This is a genomic window from uncultured Thalassolituus sp. (genome assembly GCF_950066645.1).
Classification (GTDB): Bacteria; Pseudomonadota; Gammaproteobacteria; order Pseudomonadales; family Oceanobacteraceae; genus Thalassolituus.
The window spans coordinates 122,831-139,242 of sequence record NZ_CATMFB010000001.1 but is presented as its reverse complement, the minus strand read 5'-3'; the positions used below and the strand labels follow the sequence as shown (position 1 = coordinate 139,242).

14 protein-coding genes are annotated in these 16,412 nt (G+C 54.1%); 3 read left to right on the top strand and 11 right to left on the bottom strand.

All coding sequences use genetic code 11. The features are described 5' to 3' along the window. Positions 1-65: 65 nt before the first annotated feature. On the bottom strand, positions 66-245 hold the full coding sequence (locus tag Q1L85_RS00615) for a hypothetical protein (RefSeq protein WP_300425857.1): 180 nt from the start codon (positions 243-245) through the stop codon (positions 66-68). 59 nt (positions 246-304) lie between these two features. Then, positions 305-1,819, bottom strand: a complete 1,515-nt coding sequence (locus Q1L85_RS00610; protein WP_300425856.1) for a YifB family Mg chelatase-like AAA ATPase — start codon at positions 1,817-1,819, stop codon at positions 305-307. A gap of 158 nt (positions 1,820-1,977) precedes the next feature. Here Q1L85_RS00610 and Q1L85_RS00605 point away from each other — a divergent pair, with 158 nt between their 5' ends. After that, on the top strand, positions 1,978-4,773 hold the full coding sequence (locus Q1L85_RS00605) for a S8 family serine peptidase (RefSeq protein WP_300425854.1): 2,796 nt from the start codon (positions 1,978-1,980) through the stop codon (positions 4,771-4,773). Positions 4,774-4,819: 46 nt separating this feature from the next. On the opposite strand, the gene Q1L85_RS00600 is transcribed toward Q1L85_RS00605, so the two are convergent. The 8 genes from Q1L85_RS00600 to hldE form a co-directional block, all read right to left on the bottom strand. Then, positions 4,820-5,590, bottom strand: a complete 771-nt coding sequence (locus Q1L85_RS00600) for an SDR family oxidoreductase (protein ID WP_300425852.1) — start codon at positions 5,588-5,590, stop codon at positions 4,820-4,822. A gap of 24 nt (positions 5,591-5,614) precedes the next feature. Continuing rightward, positions 5,615-6,307 carry a histidine phosphatase family protein gene (locus tag Q1L85_RS00595; RefSeq protein ID WP_300425850.1) on the bottom strand — a complete coding sequence of 231 codons (693 nt, stop codon included), beginning with the start codon at positions 6,305-6,307 and terminating at the stop codon, positions 5,615-5,617. Further along, a complete protein-coding gene (locus Q1L85_RS00590) occupies positions 6,307-7,401 on the bottom strand; it encodes a phosphotransferase family protein (protein WP_300425848.1) in 1,095 nt (364 codons plus the stop codon). The genes Q1L85_RS00595 and Q1L85_RS00590 overlap by 1 nt, the downstream gene beginning before the upstream one ends. Then, the gene (locus Q1L85_RS00585) at positions 7,398-8,219 is read right to left on the bottom strand and encodes an SDR family oxidoreductase (RefSeq protein WP_300431974.1); all 822 of its coding nucleotides are present in this window, start codon (positions 8,217-8,219) and stop codon (positions 7,398-7,400) included. Before Q1L85_RS00585 ends, Q1L85_RS00590 begins: the two co-directional genes overlap by 4 nt. A gap of 16 nt (positions 8,220-8,235) precedes the next feature. Next, positions 8,236-9,456: an acyl-CoA dehydrogenase family protein gene (locus Q1L85_RS00580; RefSeq protein ID WP_300425845.1), complete on the bottom strand. Its 1,221-nt coding sequence runs from the start codon at positions 9,454-9,456 to the stop codon at positions 8,236-8,238. Positions 9,457-9,558: 102 nt separating this feature from the next. Continuing rightward, a complete protein-coding gene (gene lpxL / locus Q1L85_RS00575; RefSeq protein ID WP_300425844.1) occupies positions 9,559-10,470 on the bottom strand; it encodes an LpxL/LpxP family Kdo(2)-lipid IV(A) lauroyl/palmitoleoyl acyltransferase in 912 nt (303 codons plus the stop codon). After that, on the bottom strand, positions 10,463-11,434 hold the full coding sequence (gene rfaD, locus Q1L85_RS00570; RefSeq protein ID WP_300425842.1) for an ADP-glyceromanno-heptose 6-epimerase: 972 nt from the start codon (positions 11,432-11,434) through the stop codon (positions 10,463-10,465). Before rfaD ends, lpxL begins: the two co-directional genes overlap by 8 nt. Next, on the bottom strand, positions 11,431-12,861 hold the full coding sequence (gene hldE / locus Q1L85_RS00565) for a bifunctional D-glycero-beta-D-manno-heptose-7-phosphate kinase/D-glycero-beta-D-manno-heptose 1-phosphate adenylyltransferase HldE (protein WP_300425872.1): 1,431 nt from the start codon (positions 12,859-12,861) through the stop codon (positions 11,431-11,433). Before hldE ends, rfaD begins: the two co-directional genes overlap by 4 nt. A gap of 66 nt (positions 12,862-12,927) precedes the next feature. Here hldE and waaA point away from each other — a divergent pair, with 66 nt between their 5' ends. Further along, complete coding sequence (gene waaA / locus Q1L85_RS00560) at positions 12,928-14,229, top strand: lipid IV(A) 3-deoxy-D-manno-octulosonic acid transferase (RefSeq protein WP_300425840.1); 1,302 nt, start codon at positions 12,928-12,930, stop codon at positions 14,227-14,229. 54 nt (positions 14,230-14,283) lie between these two features. On the opposite strand, the gene Q1L85_RS00555 is transcribed toward waaA, so the two are convergent. After that, entirely contained in the window at positions 14,284-15,588 is a 1,305-nt protein-coding gene (locus Q1L85_RS00555; protein WP_300425838.1) for a TolC family outer membrane protein, read from the bottom strand. Positions 15,589-15,767: 179 nt separating this feature from the next. Between Q1L85_RS00555 and Q1L85_RS00550 the strand changes: the two genes are divergently transcribed. Then, positions 15,768-16,361, top strand: coding sequence for an NUDIX domain-containing protein (locus Q1L85_RS00550; RefSeq protein WP_300425836.1), 594 nt, complete (start codon positions 15,768-15,770; stop codon positions 16,359-16,361). Positions 16,362-16,412: the final 51 nt, after the last annotated feature.

The following is a 16,412-nucleotide window of genomic DNA, read 5'->3' as shown; positions in this document are numbered from 1 at the left end:
GTCAGTCCACCGATAATCAGTCCGATCACCGCCAGAAATACAAAAAGATCTTTGTGCTTCATACGCTACTTCCGCACTTTTGCCTCCGGCCTGCCATCCGGCGACTGCGACTCCTGTTGTTCATCGATATAAGGCGCAAACACCGCCGACTTTTCGAAGGGGCTCACTCTCTTAACGTGATACCAGGTCAGCAGAGCAACAGCGACAGCTATCCACAGCAGAAAAACGATCAGACGACGTTCCACCGTCACTCCTTATGCCCGGCGCTTTTCTTCAGTGTGGCTGATTATCACTGAGTTGCCACTCAGTGACTGCGATAGCGATCCAGTGCGCGGAAGCCAACAGCCTCCATCAGGTGCATCCGGCCGATGTCGTCCTGCGCTGCCAGATCAGCAATCGTACGTGCTACCGTCAGCAATCGATGAAATGAACGTGCCGAAAGGTTCAGCCGCTCAATCATGTCGAGAAACCACACCTGATCTTCGTTACTGAGCCTGCAGACCCGGTCGCGCAGGCTGCCGGCAAGCTCTCCATTAGCGCAGCCCTGCCGTGTCAGCTGCCGCTCCCGCGCAGCCACAACCCGGTTCTGCACCTGTATCGAAGCCTCCGACGGCGGCGCCTGCTGTAATAGCCCCGGTGAGACCGGCGGAACATCAACGTGCAGGTCAATCCGGTCAAGGAGCGGCCCCGATGTCTGCCCCTGATAGCGACGCACCTGATCCGGTGAACACTGACAACGCCCTGAGCTGTCGCCAAAATAACCGCAGGGGCACGGATTCATTGCAGCTATCAGCTGAAAACGACTGGGGTAAGTCACCGAGCGGTTGGCGCGGCTGATGACAATCTCACCACTTTCGAGGGGTTCACGCAGTACATCCAGCACTTTCCGGCTGTACTCCGGTAGTTCATCCAGAAACAGTACACCGCCGTGTGCCAGCGATATCTCCCCGGGCTTAGGGTTTCCTCCCCCGCCAACCAGCGCGACGCCAGACGCCGTGTGATGCGGCGCGCGAAAAGGTCGCTGCCCCCAGCGCTGGCGCCAGTCTCCGGATTGATGGCTGACTGACGACACCGAGGCTGATTCAAGTGCTTCGTCTTCACTCATTGGCGGGAGTATCCCCGGCAGACGGCTGGCCAGCATGGTTTTGCCCGTGCCCGGTGGGCCGATAAACAACAGGTTATGCTTGCCTGCTGCCGCTATTTCCAATGCCCGGCGTGCGCCAGGCTGTCCCTTCACATCGGTCAGGTCGCCCTGCCGGACCTGCTCACGGGCTTGTCCGGCAAAGGGCTCGACCAGCGCCAGAGCATCCTGGCCATGCAGCCAGGCTGTCACTTCACTGAGACTTGATGCTGCCAGGCAGCGGGCATCGCGGCATAACGACGCCTCTTCTGCATTGGCCTGTGGAATCACCAATCCGTGTCCCTGGCGGCTCGCCCGCAGGGTCGTTGGCAGAATCCCGGATACTGGCTGCAACGCACCGCTGAGCGCGAGTTCTCCGACAAACTCAAACTCCTCCAGGCGCTGAGCGGGTATCTGCTCTGACGCCGCCAGAATGCCAAGCGCAATTGCCAGATCATAACGCCCACCCTCTTTCGGCAGGTCGGCCGGGGAAAGATTGATCGTGATACGTTTCGCTGGAAACTCAAAATGGCTGTTGAGAATGGCACTGCGGACCCGATCTTTCGATTCTTTGACCGCAGTTTCTGGCATCCCGACCAGACTGAGCGACGGCAGACCACCGGAAAGATGCACTTCCACCTGTACCAAAGGGGCTTCTATTCCCAGCTGAGCCCGCGTATAAATCCGTGCGAGTGACATATGGCCTCCATGCCTGTCGACTGAATCCGCAGAGTACCTCAGGCATAGGTCTGGGCCTATCAGTCAGAATCATGGGGCGATATGCGAGGAACCCCATTGGCCCTGGCGCGCCGTGCCTGATACTCTGGGCATGATTGACCATTACTTTCAGGGAAGATATGAGAATCCTGTTTCTGCCGGCCATGATCACATCCGTTATGATGATGTCAGGCTGCCTGCTTCAGAGCAGTGGCTCTACATCTGAGATTGAGGAAAACGAGATCCCATCTATGCCGCGTCCTAACCCAGATAACTGCAACAGCACTCAGAGTTATTCAACAGCCAGCCGCCTCGCAAGCACCCTTCTGGCGACATCTGTCATAAGCGCCTGCACCGGAGGTGGTGGAGGCAGTGAACCGACCTATAACGTCAGTGGCCAGCTGTATACCTCGTCTAACCTGGTCATCGACTCAGATCTGAACGATATTAACGCGTCGTTTATCAGCAATAATGATCCTGATAACCCTCAACCCCTTCCCAACATTGTTACCGTTCAGGGCTTTGCCTCGAAAACCGGCACCGGTGCACAGGCCAGTCAGAATGGATCGTTGGAGCGTTTCGCGAGCAACTACGATGAGGACGATTTTTACAGCGTCTCTCTGCAGCGCGGTCAGGTCATCACGCTGAACGTTGTTGATGATGATGGCAATACAACGGAAGGAATATACCAGGGCGACCTTGATCTCTACCTTTATGATCCCGATTCCCTGACGGGCCTGCCGATCAGCACATCTAACGGTACCGAGGCGACAGAAGAAATTACTGTTCCGGCAGATGGTGAGTATCTGCTGCTGGTCAGTGCGTATTCAGGAATTTCAAAATATGTTCTGCAGCTTACCGCTGCCGAAACCAGCATCGTCAGTACTGGTAACACGTCCCCGCTATCTACTGACTTTGTTCCCGGTGAAGCTCTGATCCGCTGGAAAGACAGTGCGAGCTCGATCAAAGCGACAGGCAACAGCGTTATGGCCTATGGGCATCAGGTCACCGCACTGAGCAGCGCCAGTGATTATCCTGTAAGAGCGACTATCAGTGCGCCTCTGACACTCCAGACCCAGCAACAGAAGTCAAAGTTTGCACAGAAAATGCCCGGGGCATTCAATCACCGAGAGACGCTCAACACGATCAAAGCGCTGAATGCACGTGATGATGTTGAATATGCCGAACCTAACTATGTGCGGAAGGCCGTTCTCACACCAAACGATCCGCTGTACCGCTATCAATATCACTACAACGATATCAAACTGCCGCAGGCCTGGGATCTGACCAGTGGTTCATCAGATGTCACCGTCGCAGTTATTGATACCGGGGTATTTCTCAATCATCCGGACCTCTCCGGCAAGCTGGTGAGCGGTTATGACTTTATCTCTAATGCGGCAGTCAGCCGTGATGGCAATGGCATAGACAATAACCCGGACGACCCTGGCGACAGCAATCAGCAGGGGGCCAGCAGTTGGCATGGGACCCACGTCAGTGGCACAGTGGCTGCGATTACTGGCAATAACCGCGGCGGTGCCGGTGTGGGCGGCGATACTAAGGTGATGCCTCTCAGAGCACTTGGCCTGAACGGTGAAGGCACGTCGTACGATATTATTCAGTGCATTCGTTTTGCCGCCCGTCTCAGTAACGACAGCAATACATTGCCTACGAAAAAAGCCGACATTATCAATCTCTCTCTGGGTAGCGAGTTCAGTAGTGACGCCGAACAGGAAGCCATCACCGCGGCCCGGAACCAGGGCGTGATTATTGTCGCCGCGGCGGGTAATGAAGACTCTTCCCAAGCGTTTTACCCTGCGTCTTACGATGGGGTTATTTCAGTCAGTGCCACCGCCCCCAACAACTCCCGCGCCTATTATTCAAACTACGGCAGTAAAATTGATGTCGCAGCACCGGGTGGCGACCTGCGATATGACACCAACGGCGACCTTCAGAGCGATGGTGTCGTCAGTACCTCCGTCGATGACAGCACAGGCACCCGCGCCGAGGACTATAACCTGCAGCAGGGCACATCCATGGCGTCACCTCATGTCGCCGGTGTGATTGCTTTGATGAAGGCGGTGTATCCAGAACTGACGCCACAGAATGTAGATGATCTGCTCGCCAATGGCAGCCTGACCGACGATATCGGCAGCACAGGCCGCGATAACGACTTCGGACACGGACTGATCAATGCTTATAAAGCCGTGAATGCAGCAAATGATCTGGCAGGCGGCGGCGCTATTACGCCGGTTCCAGTCCTGGAAGCGGACCCGGACGCCCTCTCCATGGGCAGCAGCAGCGCTATTTCATTTACGCTGAGCAATATCAACGACAATGCCGACGACCCCGCCGTCACGGCAGAAGTCAGTGAAGACTGGATGTCACTCGATGCCAGCCTCACTACTGACGGACTGGGTGAGTACACTCTGAACATTGACCGCACAGACCTTCTTGATGGTATTTATGAAGGGCTGATTCTGTTCACGCCGGACGATGGCAATCCGCTCGAAGTCCGTGTTTCTATGTTGGTTGGTGAAATCGTTGACCTGGGAGATTCTGCACCGCAGTACGTTCTGGTGATTGACGACATTACGGGCGAAGTCGCGGCAGAAGCGCTGGTAAATGCCGATGGCACCTACACGGTGGAAGGCGTACCGGCAGGCAGCTATCGCGTAACCGGTGGTTCAGATATTGATGTGGATTACTACATCTGCCAGAACGGCGAGACCTGTGGCGGTTACCCTGATTCCATCTCAGAAGAGGTCATTGCAGTCTCAGCGGACGTAACGGGCATCGATTTTATCGTCAGTATCGTTTCTGGCCTGGGCAGCGGTGCCGCTTCCATTCAGGCGCAACGCAGCGTGCCTGTGGTAAAGCAGGAGCCAGAAAGCTCAGACACATCAACCACCCCGGTTAAACGCTCTACCGTCGAATAACGGAGCGATACGGGCACCTGCTGACCACAGGAGCCCGTGTTAGCGATCAGACCAACAGATAACCGCCATCGACATTAATGCAGGTACCTGTGGTGTAGCTGGACGCATCTGACGCTAGGTACAACACGGTACCCGCCATTTCTTCCGGCATCGCCACGCGTTTCATCGGGATATGCATCATCGCCTGCTTCAGGATGGCCTGATTGCTGGTCAGCGCACTGGCGAATTTTGTATCAGTCAGACCCGGCAGGAGCGCATTTACGCGAATACCCATCTGCGCGCACTCTTTGGCAAAGGCCTTGGTCATCGCAATGACCGATGATTTGGTGATGGAATAAATGCCCTGAAAATCACCCGGCACCACACCATTCACCGATGCCACATTGATGATGCTGCCCCCACCATTTTTTTTCATAAGTTTGCCGCCCAGGCTACACATGAAGAAATATCCACGGACATTCACATCAACCGTTTTACTGAAGGCGGCTGGGTCTGTATCCAGAATGTGGCCGAAATAAGGGTTGGTGGCGGCATTATTAACCAGAATATCCAGCTTACCGTGACTGGCTTCGATCTGTGCAAACGTCGCAGAAATCTGCTCCATTTCGCCGATATGACACGCCATCGCTTCGGCACTGCCACCGTCATTGTTAATCGCATCTGCAACCGCCTGACAGCCTTCAATTTTCCGGCTGGAGACAATGACGTGCGCTCCGGCTGACGCCAGCAGCTTTGCAACCGCTTCACCAATACCCCGGCTTGCTCCCGTCACCAGAGCAACACGACCGGACAGATCAAACAGACTGGATGGATTCATTTTTATCTCCTGATTATCTGACGCTCAGCGATACGTCAGAAACTGTTTTCCGGCAGCCGCCAGATGTTGATGTTCATTCACCGCAGCCAGGCTGACTTTGCCGCTGCGGTTATAAAGTAATTGGGTAATTCCACCATTGAATAGCGTCCAGTTAAGCTCAAACGCGTGCGCGTTACTCAGCCCGAGGCACTGACGGGCGATCGCCGTCACCGGCCCACCAGAAGTAAAAATAACGATATCGCCTCCACTACTCTGATGAATAACCTGCGCTAAGGCGGATTCAATACGTGCAGTAAAGGCCGGCCAGGATTCCTGATAATCACCATCATATTCACCAGAAATCCAACGATTCACTGCACCAGAGAATAACGTCTGAAAAGCACGTGCACGGTTATCCTGCGTCATCAGCCAGGCACCCAGTGCCAGTTTATTACTGAACTGCGGATGTGCACGGGCAATCACTTCATCGCTATCGAATTCATTAAAACCCGCCATTTCAGTCACCGGCCCCCAGCTATGCCAGTGCTGCTGTGCGGCCTGCATGGTTTCCCGATGACGGCGCATCGCTCCGCAGACGACCTGACGGGCCTCAGTGCGGCGGGCATGCAGTGCCTGCCCGACCAGTTCGCCCTGTTGTTTTCCCAGATCCGACAGCTGATCGTAGTTGAGTTTCCCGAACCCAGCCTGTCCATGACGGACCAGATAAATGGCGGCCATCAGTGATGTTTCTTCTGCTGACGGATAATCCGCCGGCAACGCAGATTCAGATAATTCACAATAATCCAGAAATTTTTAAATGCTGGATTATCCGTCTGCTTATGGTGGTAACGGTAATAAATCTGTTGCGCAATCACCGCGAGACGGAACAGCCCAAAGACTTCGTAGAACGGCCATTGAGATTTATCAAAGCCCATTTTGTCACAGTAATAACTGACGATCTGTTTGCGTGTCAGCATGCCGGGAAGATGACTTGGCTGGCGCCGCACTGCGCGCATCAGAAAGTCGTCCCGCGCCTCCACCCAGTAAGCGAGAGCACCGCCAAGATCCATCAGCGGATCGCCTAGCGTGCACATTTCCCAATCAAGAACGCCAATAATTTCGCCTGGGTTTTCGGCATTCAGTACGACATTATCGAGACGGAAATCATTATGAATAATGCAGGTAGCAATATCTTCTGGCTGATTTTCTTTCAGCCATTTAATAACTTTTTTAAATTTAGGCACATTCCAGGTATGGGATTTTTCATAGCGGCTGCTCCAGCCTTCGACCTGACGACGGACGTACCCCTGCCCTTTTCCCAGATCGCTTAAGCCGGCGGCCTGATAATCGACCTTATGTAAGTCAATCAGTTTATCAAACGTCGACAGGCACAGATCGCGGGCCTGTGAGCGACTCAACGACATCCCCCGCGGCAGATTACCACGGGGAATAATGCCCGTGAGACGCTCCATAACGTAAAAATCTCCACCAATGACCGCAGCATCATCACAGATCGCAATCATTTCCGGTACGTATGGAAAGACCGGACGCAAAGATTTCATTACATGGTATTCGCGTTTCATATCATGCGCACTGGCCGCTTTATGCCCTGGAGGTGGGCGACGCAGAATATATTCGACCGGCTGACCATCAGCCTGCGCAGGATAGCTGAGCAGATAGGTAAGATTCGATGCCCCGCCCGAGAACTGTTTTACATCAGGCACGCCCTGTAAACCGGGCACGGCCTGTTGTAACCAGGAATTCAGAGAACCAATATCAAAGCTGTCGCTGTCGCGCAGGTCTTTTGCCTGATCGATATATTCTTTGCTCATGCGCGTTTTTTCGCCTCTTCCTCTCGACGACGCAGATCAAACGACGCCTGCTTCACTTTCCAGCGGAACAACCAGCCAAGATATTTCTTAACAAATACGGCCTTACGCCCGATAGGATGAGGGTTACAGATCATCTCGCCTTTCATCAGCGATTTATACGCCGCGTCTGCAACTTCACTGGCATCCAGTTCCGATTTTTCGAATACTTTATCAACGAACTTAAGCATCGATGGATCGGAGGTTTTCATCGTCTTATTCAGGTTGGTGCGGAAGAAGCCCGGACACAGTGCCGTCACTTTAATGTTGTACGCATGCAATTCGTAATACATGGTTTCAGACAGCGCAATTACACCGGCTTTTGTGACGTTATACGACGCCATAGAAGGCAGAATCATCAGACCCGCCAGTGATGCGGTATTCATGATGTAGCCGCTGTTCTGCTTTTTCATCAGCGGCGTAAAAGTACGACAGCCCAGCGCTACGCCTTTCAGGTTGATGTCGATAATCCATTCCCACCAGTCCCACTCACCGGCGTCGACACGGTCACCGGTGGCCACACCGGCGTTGTTTACCAGAACATCCAGCCCCTGCCAGCGCTCTTCAACATCGTTGCGCAACGCTTCCCATTGTTCGGGTACGCGCACATCAAGGTGAGCAATCCAGCCGCTACCGCCGGCCTCACCGATGAGTTTCAGCGTTTCTTCCGACCCTTCGCGATTTATATCTGCGATACAGATGTCTGCACCGTCCTGCGCAAACCGTAACGCCAGTGCACGACCCAGACCGCTGGCTGCGCCGGTGATAAGTACCCGTTTCATACTCTGCCTTTTATTCTTATGACTTCATGAATTTTTTGTATTTCAGGAGCTCGAACTTAGCGATCAGCCCGCGGTGAACTTCATCCGGACCGTCCGCCAGTCGCAATGCCCGTGCAGCAGCATAAATGCCTGTAAGCGGGAAGTCATCGGACAATCCGGCACCACCGTACATCTGCATAGCTGCATCGCAGACCTGCTGTGCAACATTCGGCGCAATGACTTTAATCTGCGAAATTTCACTCATGGCGCCTGCGGCGCCGACTTTATCAATCATCCATGCGGCTTTAAGAACCAACAGCCGTGCCTGCTCAATACTCATACGCGCATTGGCAATGATGTCGCGGTTGCCGCCCAGATTCGCGAGTGGTTTACCGAACGCCTCACGGGTGACCGCTCGATGGCACATTAATTCCAGCGCGCGCTCGGCACTGCCGATCAGTCTCATACAGTGATGAATACGCCCGGGGCCAAGACGCCCCTGAGCGATTTCAAAACCCCGGCCTGGGCCGGCAATGATATTACTCACAGGCACCCGGACATTGTTGAAGCTGACTTCACCATGCCCGTAGGGTTCATCGTAATGACCGAATACCGGCAGCATACGTTCGATCTTTACTCCCGGTGTATCCAGGTCGAACAGGACCATCGAGTGCTGTTGATGACGGTGCGCCTGAGGATCCGTCAGGGCCATAAAAATCCCGACTTTACAGTCAGGGTGCCCAATTCCTGTGCTCCACCATTTACGGCCATTCAGCACGACCTCGTCACCCTCAACAATGGCGGTCGCTTCCATATTGGTTGCGTCGGAGGAGGCCACATCCGGCTCTGTCATACAGAACACAGAACGGATATCCCCTGCCATCAGTGGTTTCAGCCAACGCTCTTTCTGCGCTTCCGTACCGTATTTCTCCAGCACTTCCATGTTGCCGGTATCGGGCGCATTACAGTTGAAAATTTCTGGAGCAATGAATGAGCGCCCCATAATCTCAGCAAGGGGGGCATACTCAACGTTCGACAGACCGACGCCGTGCTCATCATCCGGGAAGAAAAGATTCCACAGCCCAGCGGCCTTCGCTTTAGCCTTCAGCTCGTTGATTACGGGCAGTACGACCCACTTATTATCCAGGCTGTGAAGTTCTCGCAGGTACGCCTCTTCGACAGGCTCAATCTCCTCCCTCATAAAGGCGGTGACTTTGCGGATGTATTCCTGGGCTTTGGCCGAGTGTTGGAAGTCCATAACAGGCTCCGGTTGATCTGAGTTGCTCTCAGTCTAACCGGCACCCTAAGAATCTATAAAATGAATAATAAGAATCCAGAAACATTCACCGAATTAATATTATTATTTATACAACAGCCCTTTCTTCTGTGAGCTGTCGGCAGGAGTTTTAAAACGCTTATGCAGCCAGAGGTACTGGGAAGGATGTTCCCGTAACTGCACTTCGAGGAAATCATTGGCGACCTGGGCGTCCTGAACGTCATCTCCGCTTGGAATCGGCAGCGGATCATGCACTTCAATGACATACCCACTGTTATCGTCTTTGCGGAAATACGTGATGGGTAACACCAGGGCATTCCCGGCTTTGGCGATACGTGATGTGGCCGTGATAGTGGCCGCTGGGTGGCCAAAGAAGTTCACAAAAACACTGTTTTTACGACCGAAATCCTGGTCCTGCGCATACCAGAGCACATTGCCTTTCTTCAGTGTCCGGATAAAGGCACGGATATCTTTACGGGTCAGACATTCGTCATACAGGCGGGCGCGGTTACGCTCCATAATATAATTCATCACAGGATTGTCCTGTGGCCGGTAGCTGACGCTTACCCGTAGCTCATTGGTAATCAGGGCTCCTGCCAGATCCAGCATTGAATAATGCGCTCCCAGCAGCATCACCCCCTGTCCACCAGCCGTCGCCTCGCGGACTTTATCGAAGCCCCGGTATTCAGTGCGGTCCTGTAACCAGGAGGGGTCGCGGAACCAGGCGATAAAGGTTTCGGTCAGCCCGATCCCATTATCTATAAATATCTGGCGGACAAGCGCCGCCTGATCCCGAGCGGACAGCTCCGGATAACAGAGTCTGACGTTGACCTCTGCAATATGGCGGCGGCTACGCGCTACTTTATGCAGAAGCAGCCCCATCGAACGGCCGATAGAAATTTGCCACGAATAAGGCAGCCGGGTCAGACCAATCAACAGCCCCACCCCCAGCCAGGACGGCCAGTATTTCGGGTGAGCCAGTGAGCGGTCAGCCATTCAGCCAGTCCATGTATTCCGTCACACCCTCCTCGACGGTCGCGAAGGCATCAGCATAGCCAGCAGCGCGAAGCGCCGAGATATCAGCTTCAGTGAAGCTCTGATACGCACCTTTCAGATGTTCAGGGAAAGGGATGTATTCTTTTTTACCTTCCGTGCCGCGAGCAGAGTGCCAGGCAATGACGGCATCAGCGACGTCATTAAAGCTCTGACATTGACCGGTACCCAGATTAAAAATTCCGCTTTTATCAGAATGTTTCCAGAACCAGAGATTGACCTTAACAACGTCACCAACGTAGACAAAATCACGACGCTGTTCTCCAGCGGCATACCCCTCGGTTTCACCAAACAGTTTGCACAGTCCCTGATCTTTTATCTGGTTATTAAAATGGAAAGCGACCGACGACATCGAGCCTTTATGCTGCTCACGGGGGCCATACACATTAAAGTAACGGAAGCCCACAACCTGGCTCGGGAAGGTATCATTCGGATAGGTATGCTGCAGCTGGCGAACATACTGATCGAACTGCCACTTTGAATAGCCGTATACATTCAGCGGCTTTTCATGACGACGCTCTTCTTTAAACACGTCACTGCCACCGTATACAGAAGCACTGGATGCGTACAGAAATGGAATGCCTTTTTCGAGGCAGGCATGAAGAATAATTTTCGAATATTCGTAATTATTCTCCATCATAAATTTGCCGTCCCACTCCGTTGTGGATGAGCAGGCGCCTTCATGAAAAATTACTTCAACATCATCCAGCAGACCATCGTCCAACTGTACGCGCTGAATAAAATCATTTTTATCCAGATAGTCAGTGATGTCACAGTCACTGATATTGTAAAACTGACGGCCGTCGGTCAGATCATCGACAACGATAATGTCGGTACGTCCCATGCCATTCAGTGTTTTTACGATATTGCTGCCGATAAAGCCGGCACCACCAGTGACAATAATCATGCTTCAGTCTCCTGAATTCTTTTCACAATTGCAGAGGTAGAGCAGTTGTCCTTAAAGCTCAGGACAATCACTTCACCGCCGTTGTTCTGTACACACTGCCCACCGGCAATATCTTCGACCCGATAATCTCCGCCTTTCACCAGAACGTCTGGTAAAACCCGACAGATTAAACGTTCGGGCGTGTCTTCCTGGAACGGGACGACCCAGTCGACACTCTCAAGGCCGGACAACACTGCCATCCGATGATCCAGTGGGTTCACCGGGCGGGTCGGACCTTTCAGGCGCGAGACTGAATCGTCTGAGTTCACCGCCACCAGCAGACGATCGCCCAATGCTTTCGCTTCTTTCAGATACTGAACGTGGCCGGGATGAATGATGTCGAAACACCCGTTAGTCATCACCAGCGTTTCGCCCCGGCTACGCGCCTCTTCGACCAGCAACATCAGCGATTCTTCGTCGAACAGGCCTGCCCCCTGCTGGCTTTCGAGGCGCAGTTCACGACGCAGCTCCTCTGTTGACGCGGTTGCAGTGCCCAGCTTACCGACAACGATACCTGCAGCAGTGTTAGCCAGAAACGTTGCCTGCTCCATGCTGCAGCCCGCGGCCAGCGATGTGGCCAGCACACTGATCACGGTATCGCCGGCGCCGGTCACGTCATACACTTCCCGGGCCCGGGTCGGCAGATGGAATGGCTCAGCATTCTTCTGCACCAGGGTCATACCTTTTTCACTGCGCGTCACCAGCACCGCATCGAGATCGTAATCCTGAATCAGGGTCCGGGCTTTCGCGACCAGTACCTCATCGGTGTCACTGCGTCCGACCACGGCTTCAAACTCACTCAGATTCGGTGTGATCAGCGTGGCCCCACGGTATTTTTCAAAGTCTGTGCCCTTCGGATCGATCATCACGGGAACGTTCTGACGACGTGCCGCCTGAATCAGATGCTGAGGGTTCGCCAGCGCACCTTTGCCGTAGTCCGACAGAATCACCACACCCGCCTGTGCGACACGCTCTTCGAAGGTCTGATAAAGCGTGGTCAGATCCGTTGCGTCAAACGCTTCTTCGAAATCCAGACGAATCAACTGCTGCTGACGACTGATGATGCGTAATTTAGTGATGGTTGGATTCAGTGGATGTTTCTGGAAGGCACAACCAACGCCCGACTCATCAAGCAGCTGCTCAAGAATCGAGGCATTATCGTCATTACCGGTAATGCCCAGCAGATCCACCTGGCTACCCAGAGTCGCGATATTCAGTGCGACGTTACCCGCGCCGCCAGCACGGTTTTCGGTATCCTGAATTTTCACTACAGGCACCGGTGCTTCGGGTGATATACGGGAGGTCGGACCGCCCCAGTAGCGGTCGAGCATCACATCGCCAAAGACCAGTACACGGGCTTTGTGAAAATCAGGAATGGTAACGTCCATCAGCTTGTTCGCATGCGGTTCAGAAAGCGCGCAGTCTAGCATAATGGCCGCTGCAGTTGTGCTACTATGCGCGACCGTTATGTGACTCAGGTCTGGAACTCTGTGGCCCGCTTTGCTTATACCCTGCTGTACACGCTGCTGATGCCGTTAATCGTCGCCCGCCTGTGGTGGCGCGGACGCGCTAACCCTGCTTACCGGCAGCGCATTGCCGAGCGGTTTGGCTACCTGCCACACCACCCTCGCGCTGGCGGTCTGTGGGTTCATGCTGTGTCTGTCGGGGAGACTCTGGCGGCCGCACCACTGGTAAAGCGTTTCCTTGAGCAGAACCCGGACACGCCACTGATCATCACCACCACCACGCCTACGGGTTCCGAACAGGTAAAGCGCCTCTTTGGCGGCCGGGTATTTCACATGTACCTGCCCTACGACCTGCCGGTTTTTATTCATCGTTTTCTCCGTACCATCCGCCCCGCCGCGCTCGTGGTTATGGAAACCGAACTCTGGCCTAACCTCATGGCCTGCTGCGAACAGCGTCATATCCCGGTAATCCTGGCAAACGCCCGTCTGTCTGAGAAATCCGCGCGCGGCTACGCAAAATTCAGCGCACTGACTCAACCGATGTTGCAGCGCCTGAGCGTGGTCGCCGCTCAGCACCAGAGTGATGCCGACCGCTTTCTGGCACTGGGTCTGCCCCCTGAGCGTCTCGCGGTGACAGGCAGCGTGAAGTTTGATCTGACGGTCGCAGAGGGCCTCAACGATAAAGGTGCAGAACTGCGTCAGCAGTGGGGCCGCGAACGTCCTGTCCTGGCGCTGGCATCAAGTCATCCGGGCGAGGATGAACAGGTTCTCGACCTCTGGCCAGAACTTCACAAAGCAGTACCCGAACTGCTGTTGCTGCTTATCCCTCGCCATCCTGAACGTTTTGAAGCGGTTGGTAACGCCGCTCGCAGTCGTCAGCTGAAGATACAGCGTCGCTCGCAGGGCCAGGCTTCAGAAGCTACTCAGGTCTATGTGGCAGATACCATGGGTGAAATGCTGACGCTTCTCGCTGCAGCCGATGTTGTACTGATGGGTGGCAGCCTGGTCGAACTCGGAGGCCACAATCCGATTGAACCCGCGGCTCTGGGGAAGGCGACGCTGATAGGCCCGAACTACGTGAATTTCGCCGCCATTGTCGATGCGATGGCAGAAGACCACGCGCTTGAGGTCGTCTCTGATCTGAACCAGTTGGCTACCCGTCTGGCGTATTTTCTGAATGATACTGAAGCCCGTCAGCTCATGGGTGAACGGGCACAAGCCACGGTTGATAATAACCGCGGTGCAGTGCAGCGGCTCGTTGATCTGATAGATCCTCTGCTCAAGCACTGAAATATCTGCCAATAAAAAAGGGGCTGTCGGCCCCTTTTTTACTTATTCAAACACTCAGCTTTCCAGCCAACCGTTAAGCATCTCAATGTCCGCTTCATTCAGTGTCCCTGCGTAGAATTTCAGGCTCAGCAGGTTGAGAATGTAGTCATAACGCGCATTGGCATAGTCACGCTCTGCCTGATACACCTTCTTCTGGGCATCCAGTACTTCCACAATGTTTCGGGTACCGACTTTGTAGCCCGTCTGGGTCGCGTCCAGTGCACTGCGCGCAGAGCGAATCGCCTGTGAGCGGGCATTGATATTCAGCACATCGGTACGTACCTGAAGATACAGACTACGGATGTTCTGTTTTACATCGCGACGGGTTTTTTCCAACTGATAATCCGCAGATGCATAGTTCAGCGCGGCCTGCTTACTGGCTGCATACAGAGAACCACCCGCCAGCAGTGGCACAGTCACTTTGACGCCATAACTGGTCGCACTTGCATCCAGCGGGTCTTCAAAGCCATACGCCTGGTCACCGTCGGTATATGAAGCAAACAATTCTACCGTCGGCATGTGCTGTGAGCGGGTAGCGTTGCGTTGCAGACGCGCCGCTTCTACCTGCGACTGAACCATCAGGAGTCCAGGAAATTTCTCCAGACCCGAGGCCACCCACTCTTCGGCGTCCTGAGGCTGCGGGTCACTCATAGCGACCGAAGATTTCAGGGCACTGACTCCGGAAATTTTCTCGCCGGTGAGTTGAGCAAGAATCTCATACTGCACTTCACGGTTAGCTCTCTGGCCCAGCAGACTGGCGTAACTGAGGTCATATGCAGCCTGAGCCTCATGCACCTCTGTGATCGCAATCAGACCCACGTCATAGCGCTGCTTGGTCTGCTCAAGCGCGCGCTGCACGGCTTTAAGCTCGGCATTCGCGGTCGACAGATTATCTTCTGCGCGCAGCGCGTTGAAGTATGCCTCGGCGGTACGCATAAGCAGCTGTTGTTCAGACATCTGCAGTTCGAAGTTACCATTATCATTACCTGAACGCGCCGCTTTGTAGCTGTACCACTTATTCAGATCAAAGATCGACATGCCCGCCGACACTTCGAGTGAGCCCAGATCGTATTCGGGAATGTCCAGAGCCGAGTCTTTGATCTCATACTCGAGATGCGTATGGGTGTAACTGACCTGTGCCTGTGGCAGGAGCGCACCCCGCGCGATCATGACATTGTACGAACTGGCTTCACGTGCCGCCCGCGCCGCTTCAATTTCAGGGTCGCTGGACGCTGCCATGTTGTAAATAGAGCTGAGGTCTGCAGCAAATACAGCGCCCGGAAGCAGCAATGCAGAGGTCAGGGTGAGCAATTTCTTCATAAAGTTGCCTTTCTCAGCAGAAGGGTCAGAATCAGATGTTCCTGAAGTCTATCAGAAAAAATCAGCCTGTCTGGGGCTGAATTGTTGCGGAAACGCGAACACTTCGTGCTGCCCAGATAATCCAAATATTCTCATATAGCAATATAGATAGGTCAAGCATGCCAGGTATTCCAGAGCCTATGTCAAAGGATGATGTGGTCGAAGAGTCCCGCGAAACTGTGTATCAGGGTTTCTTCCGGATGAACAAAGTGACTCTGCGTCACCGCCGTTTTAACGGCGAGTGGATCGGCCCCTTCCACAGGGAGCTGTTTGAACGGGGCGAGGCCGTTTGTGTCCTGCTGGTTGATCCCGTGCGCGAAGCGATTGTGCTTACCGAACAGTTCCGCATCGGTGCCCTTGAAGATGAGCGCTCGCCCTGGCTGCTTGAGCTGGTCGCCGGCATGGTCGAGCCTGGTGAGACCTATGAAGAGGTGGCCGTTCGCGAGTGCCAGGAAGAAGCTGGCTGCACCCCCGCCGCGCTGCGCCATATCACCACATACTGGGTGTCCCCCGGTGGCACTAATGAGCGGGTCGCCATTTACTGCGCCAGCGTCAACAGCGCTGACATGGGCGGGATTCATGGCCTGGAAGAAGAACATGAAGACATCCGCGTCATTACCCTTCCCTTCAGCGATGCTCTGAAAGCACTTGAGTCCGGCGTGATTAACAATGCGGCCACCATCATTGCGCTGCAATGGCTTACAATTCATCAGAAGGAAGTTTTCCAGCGCTGACCCGGCAGGCCTGACAGGCAGATCCCGGCCGGCATCTCTGGGAAAACCCCG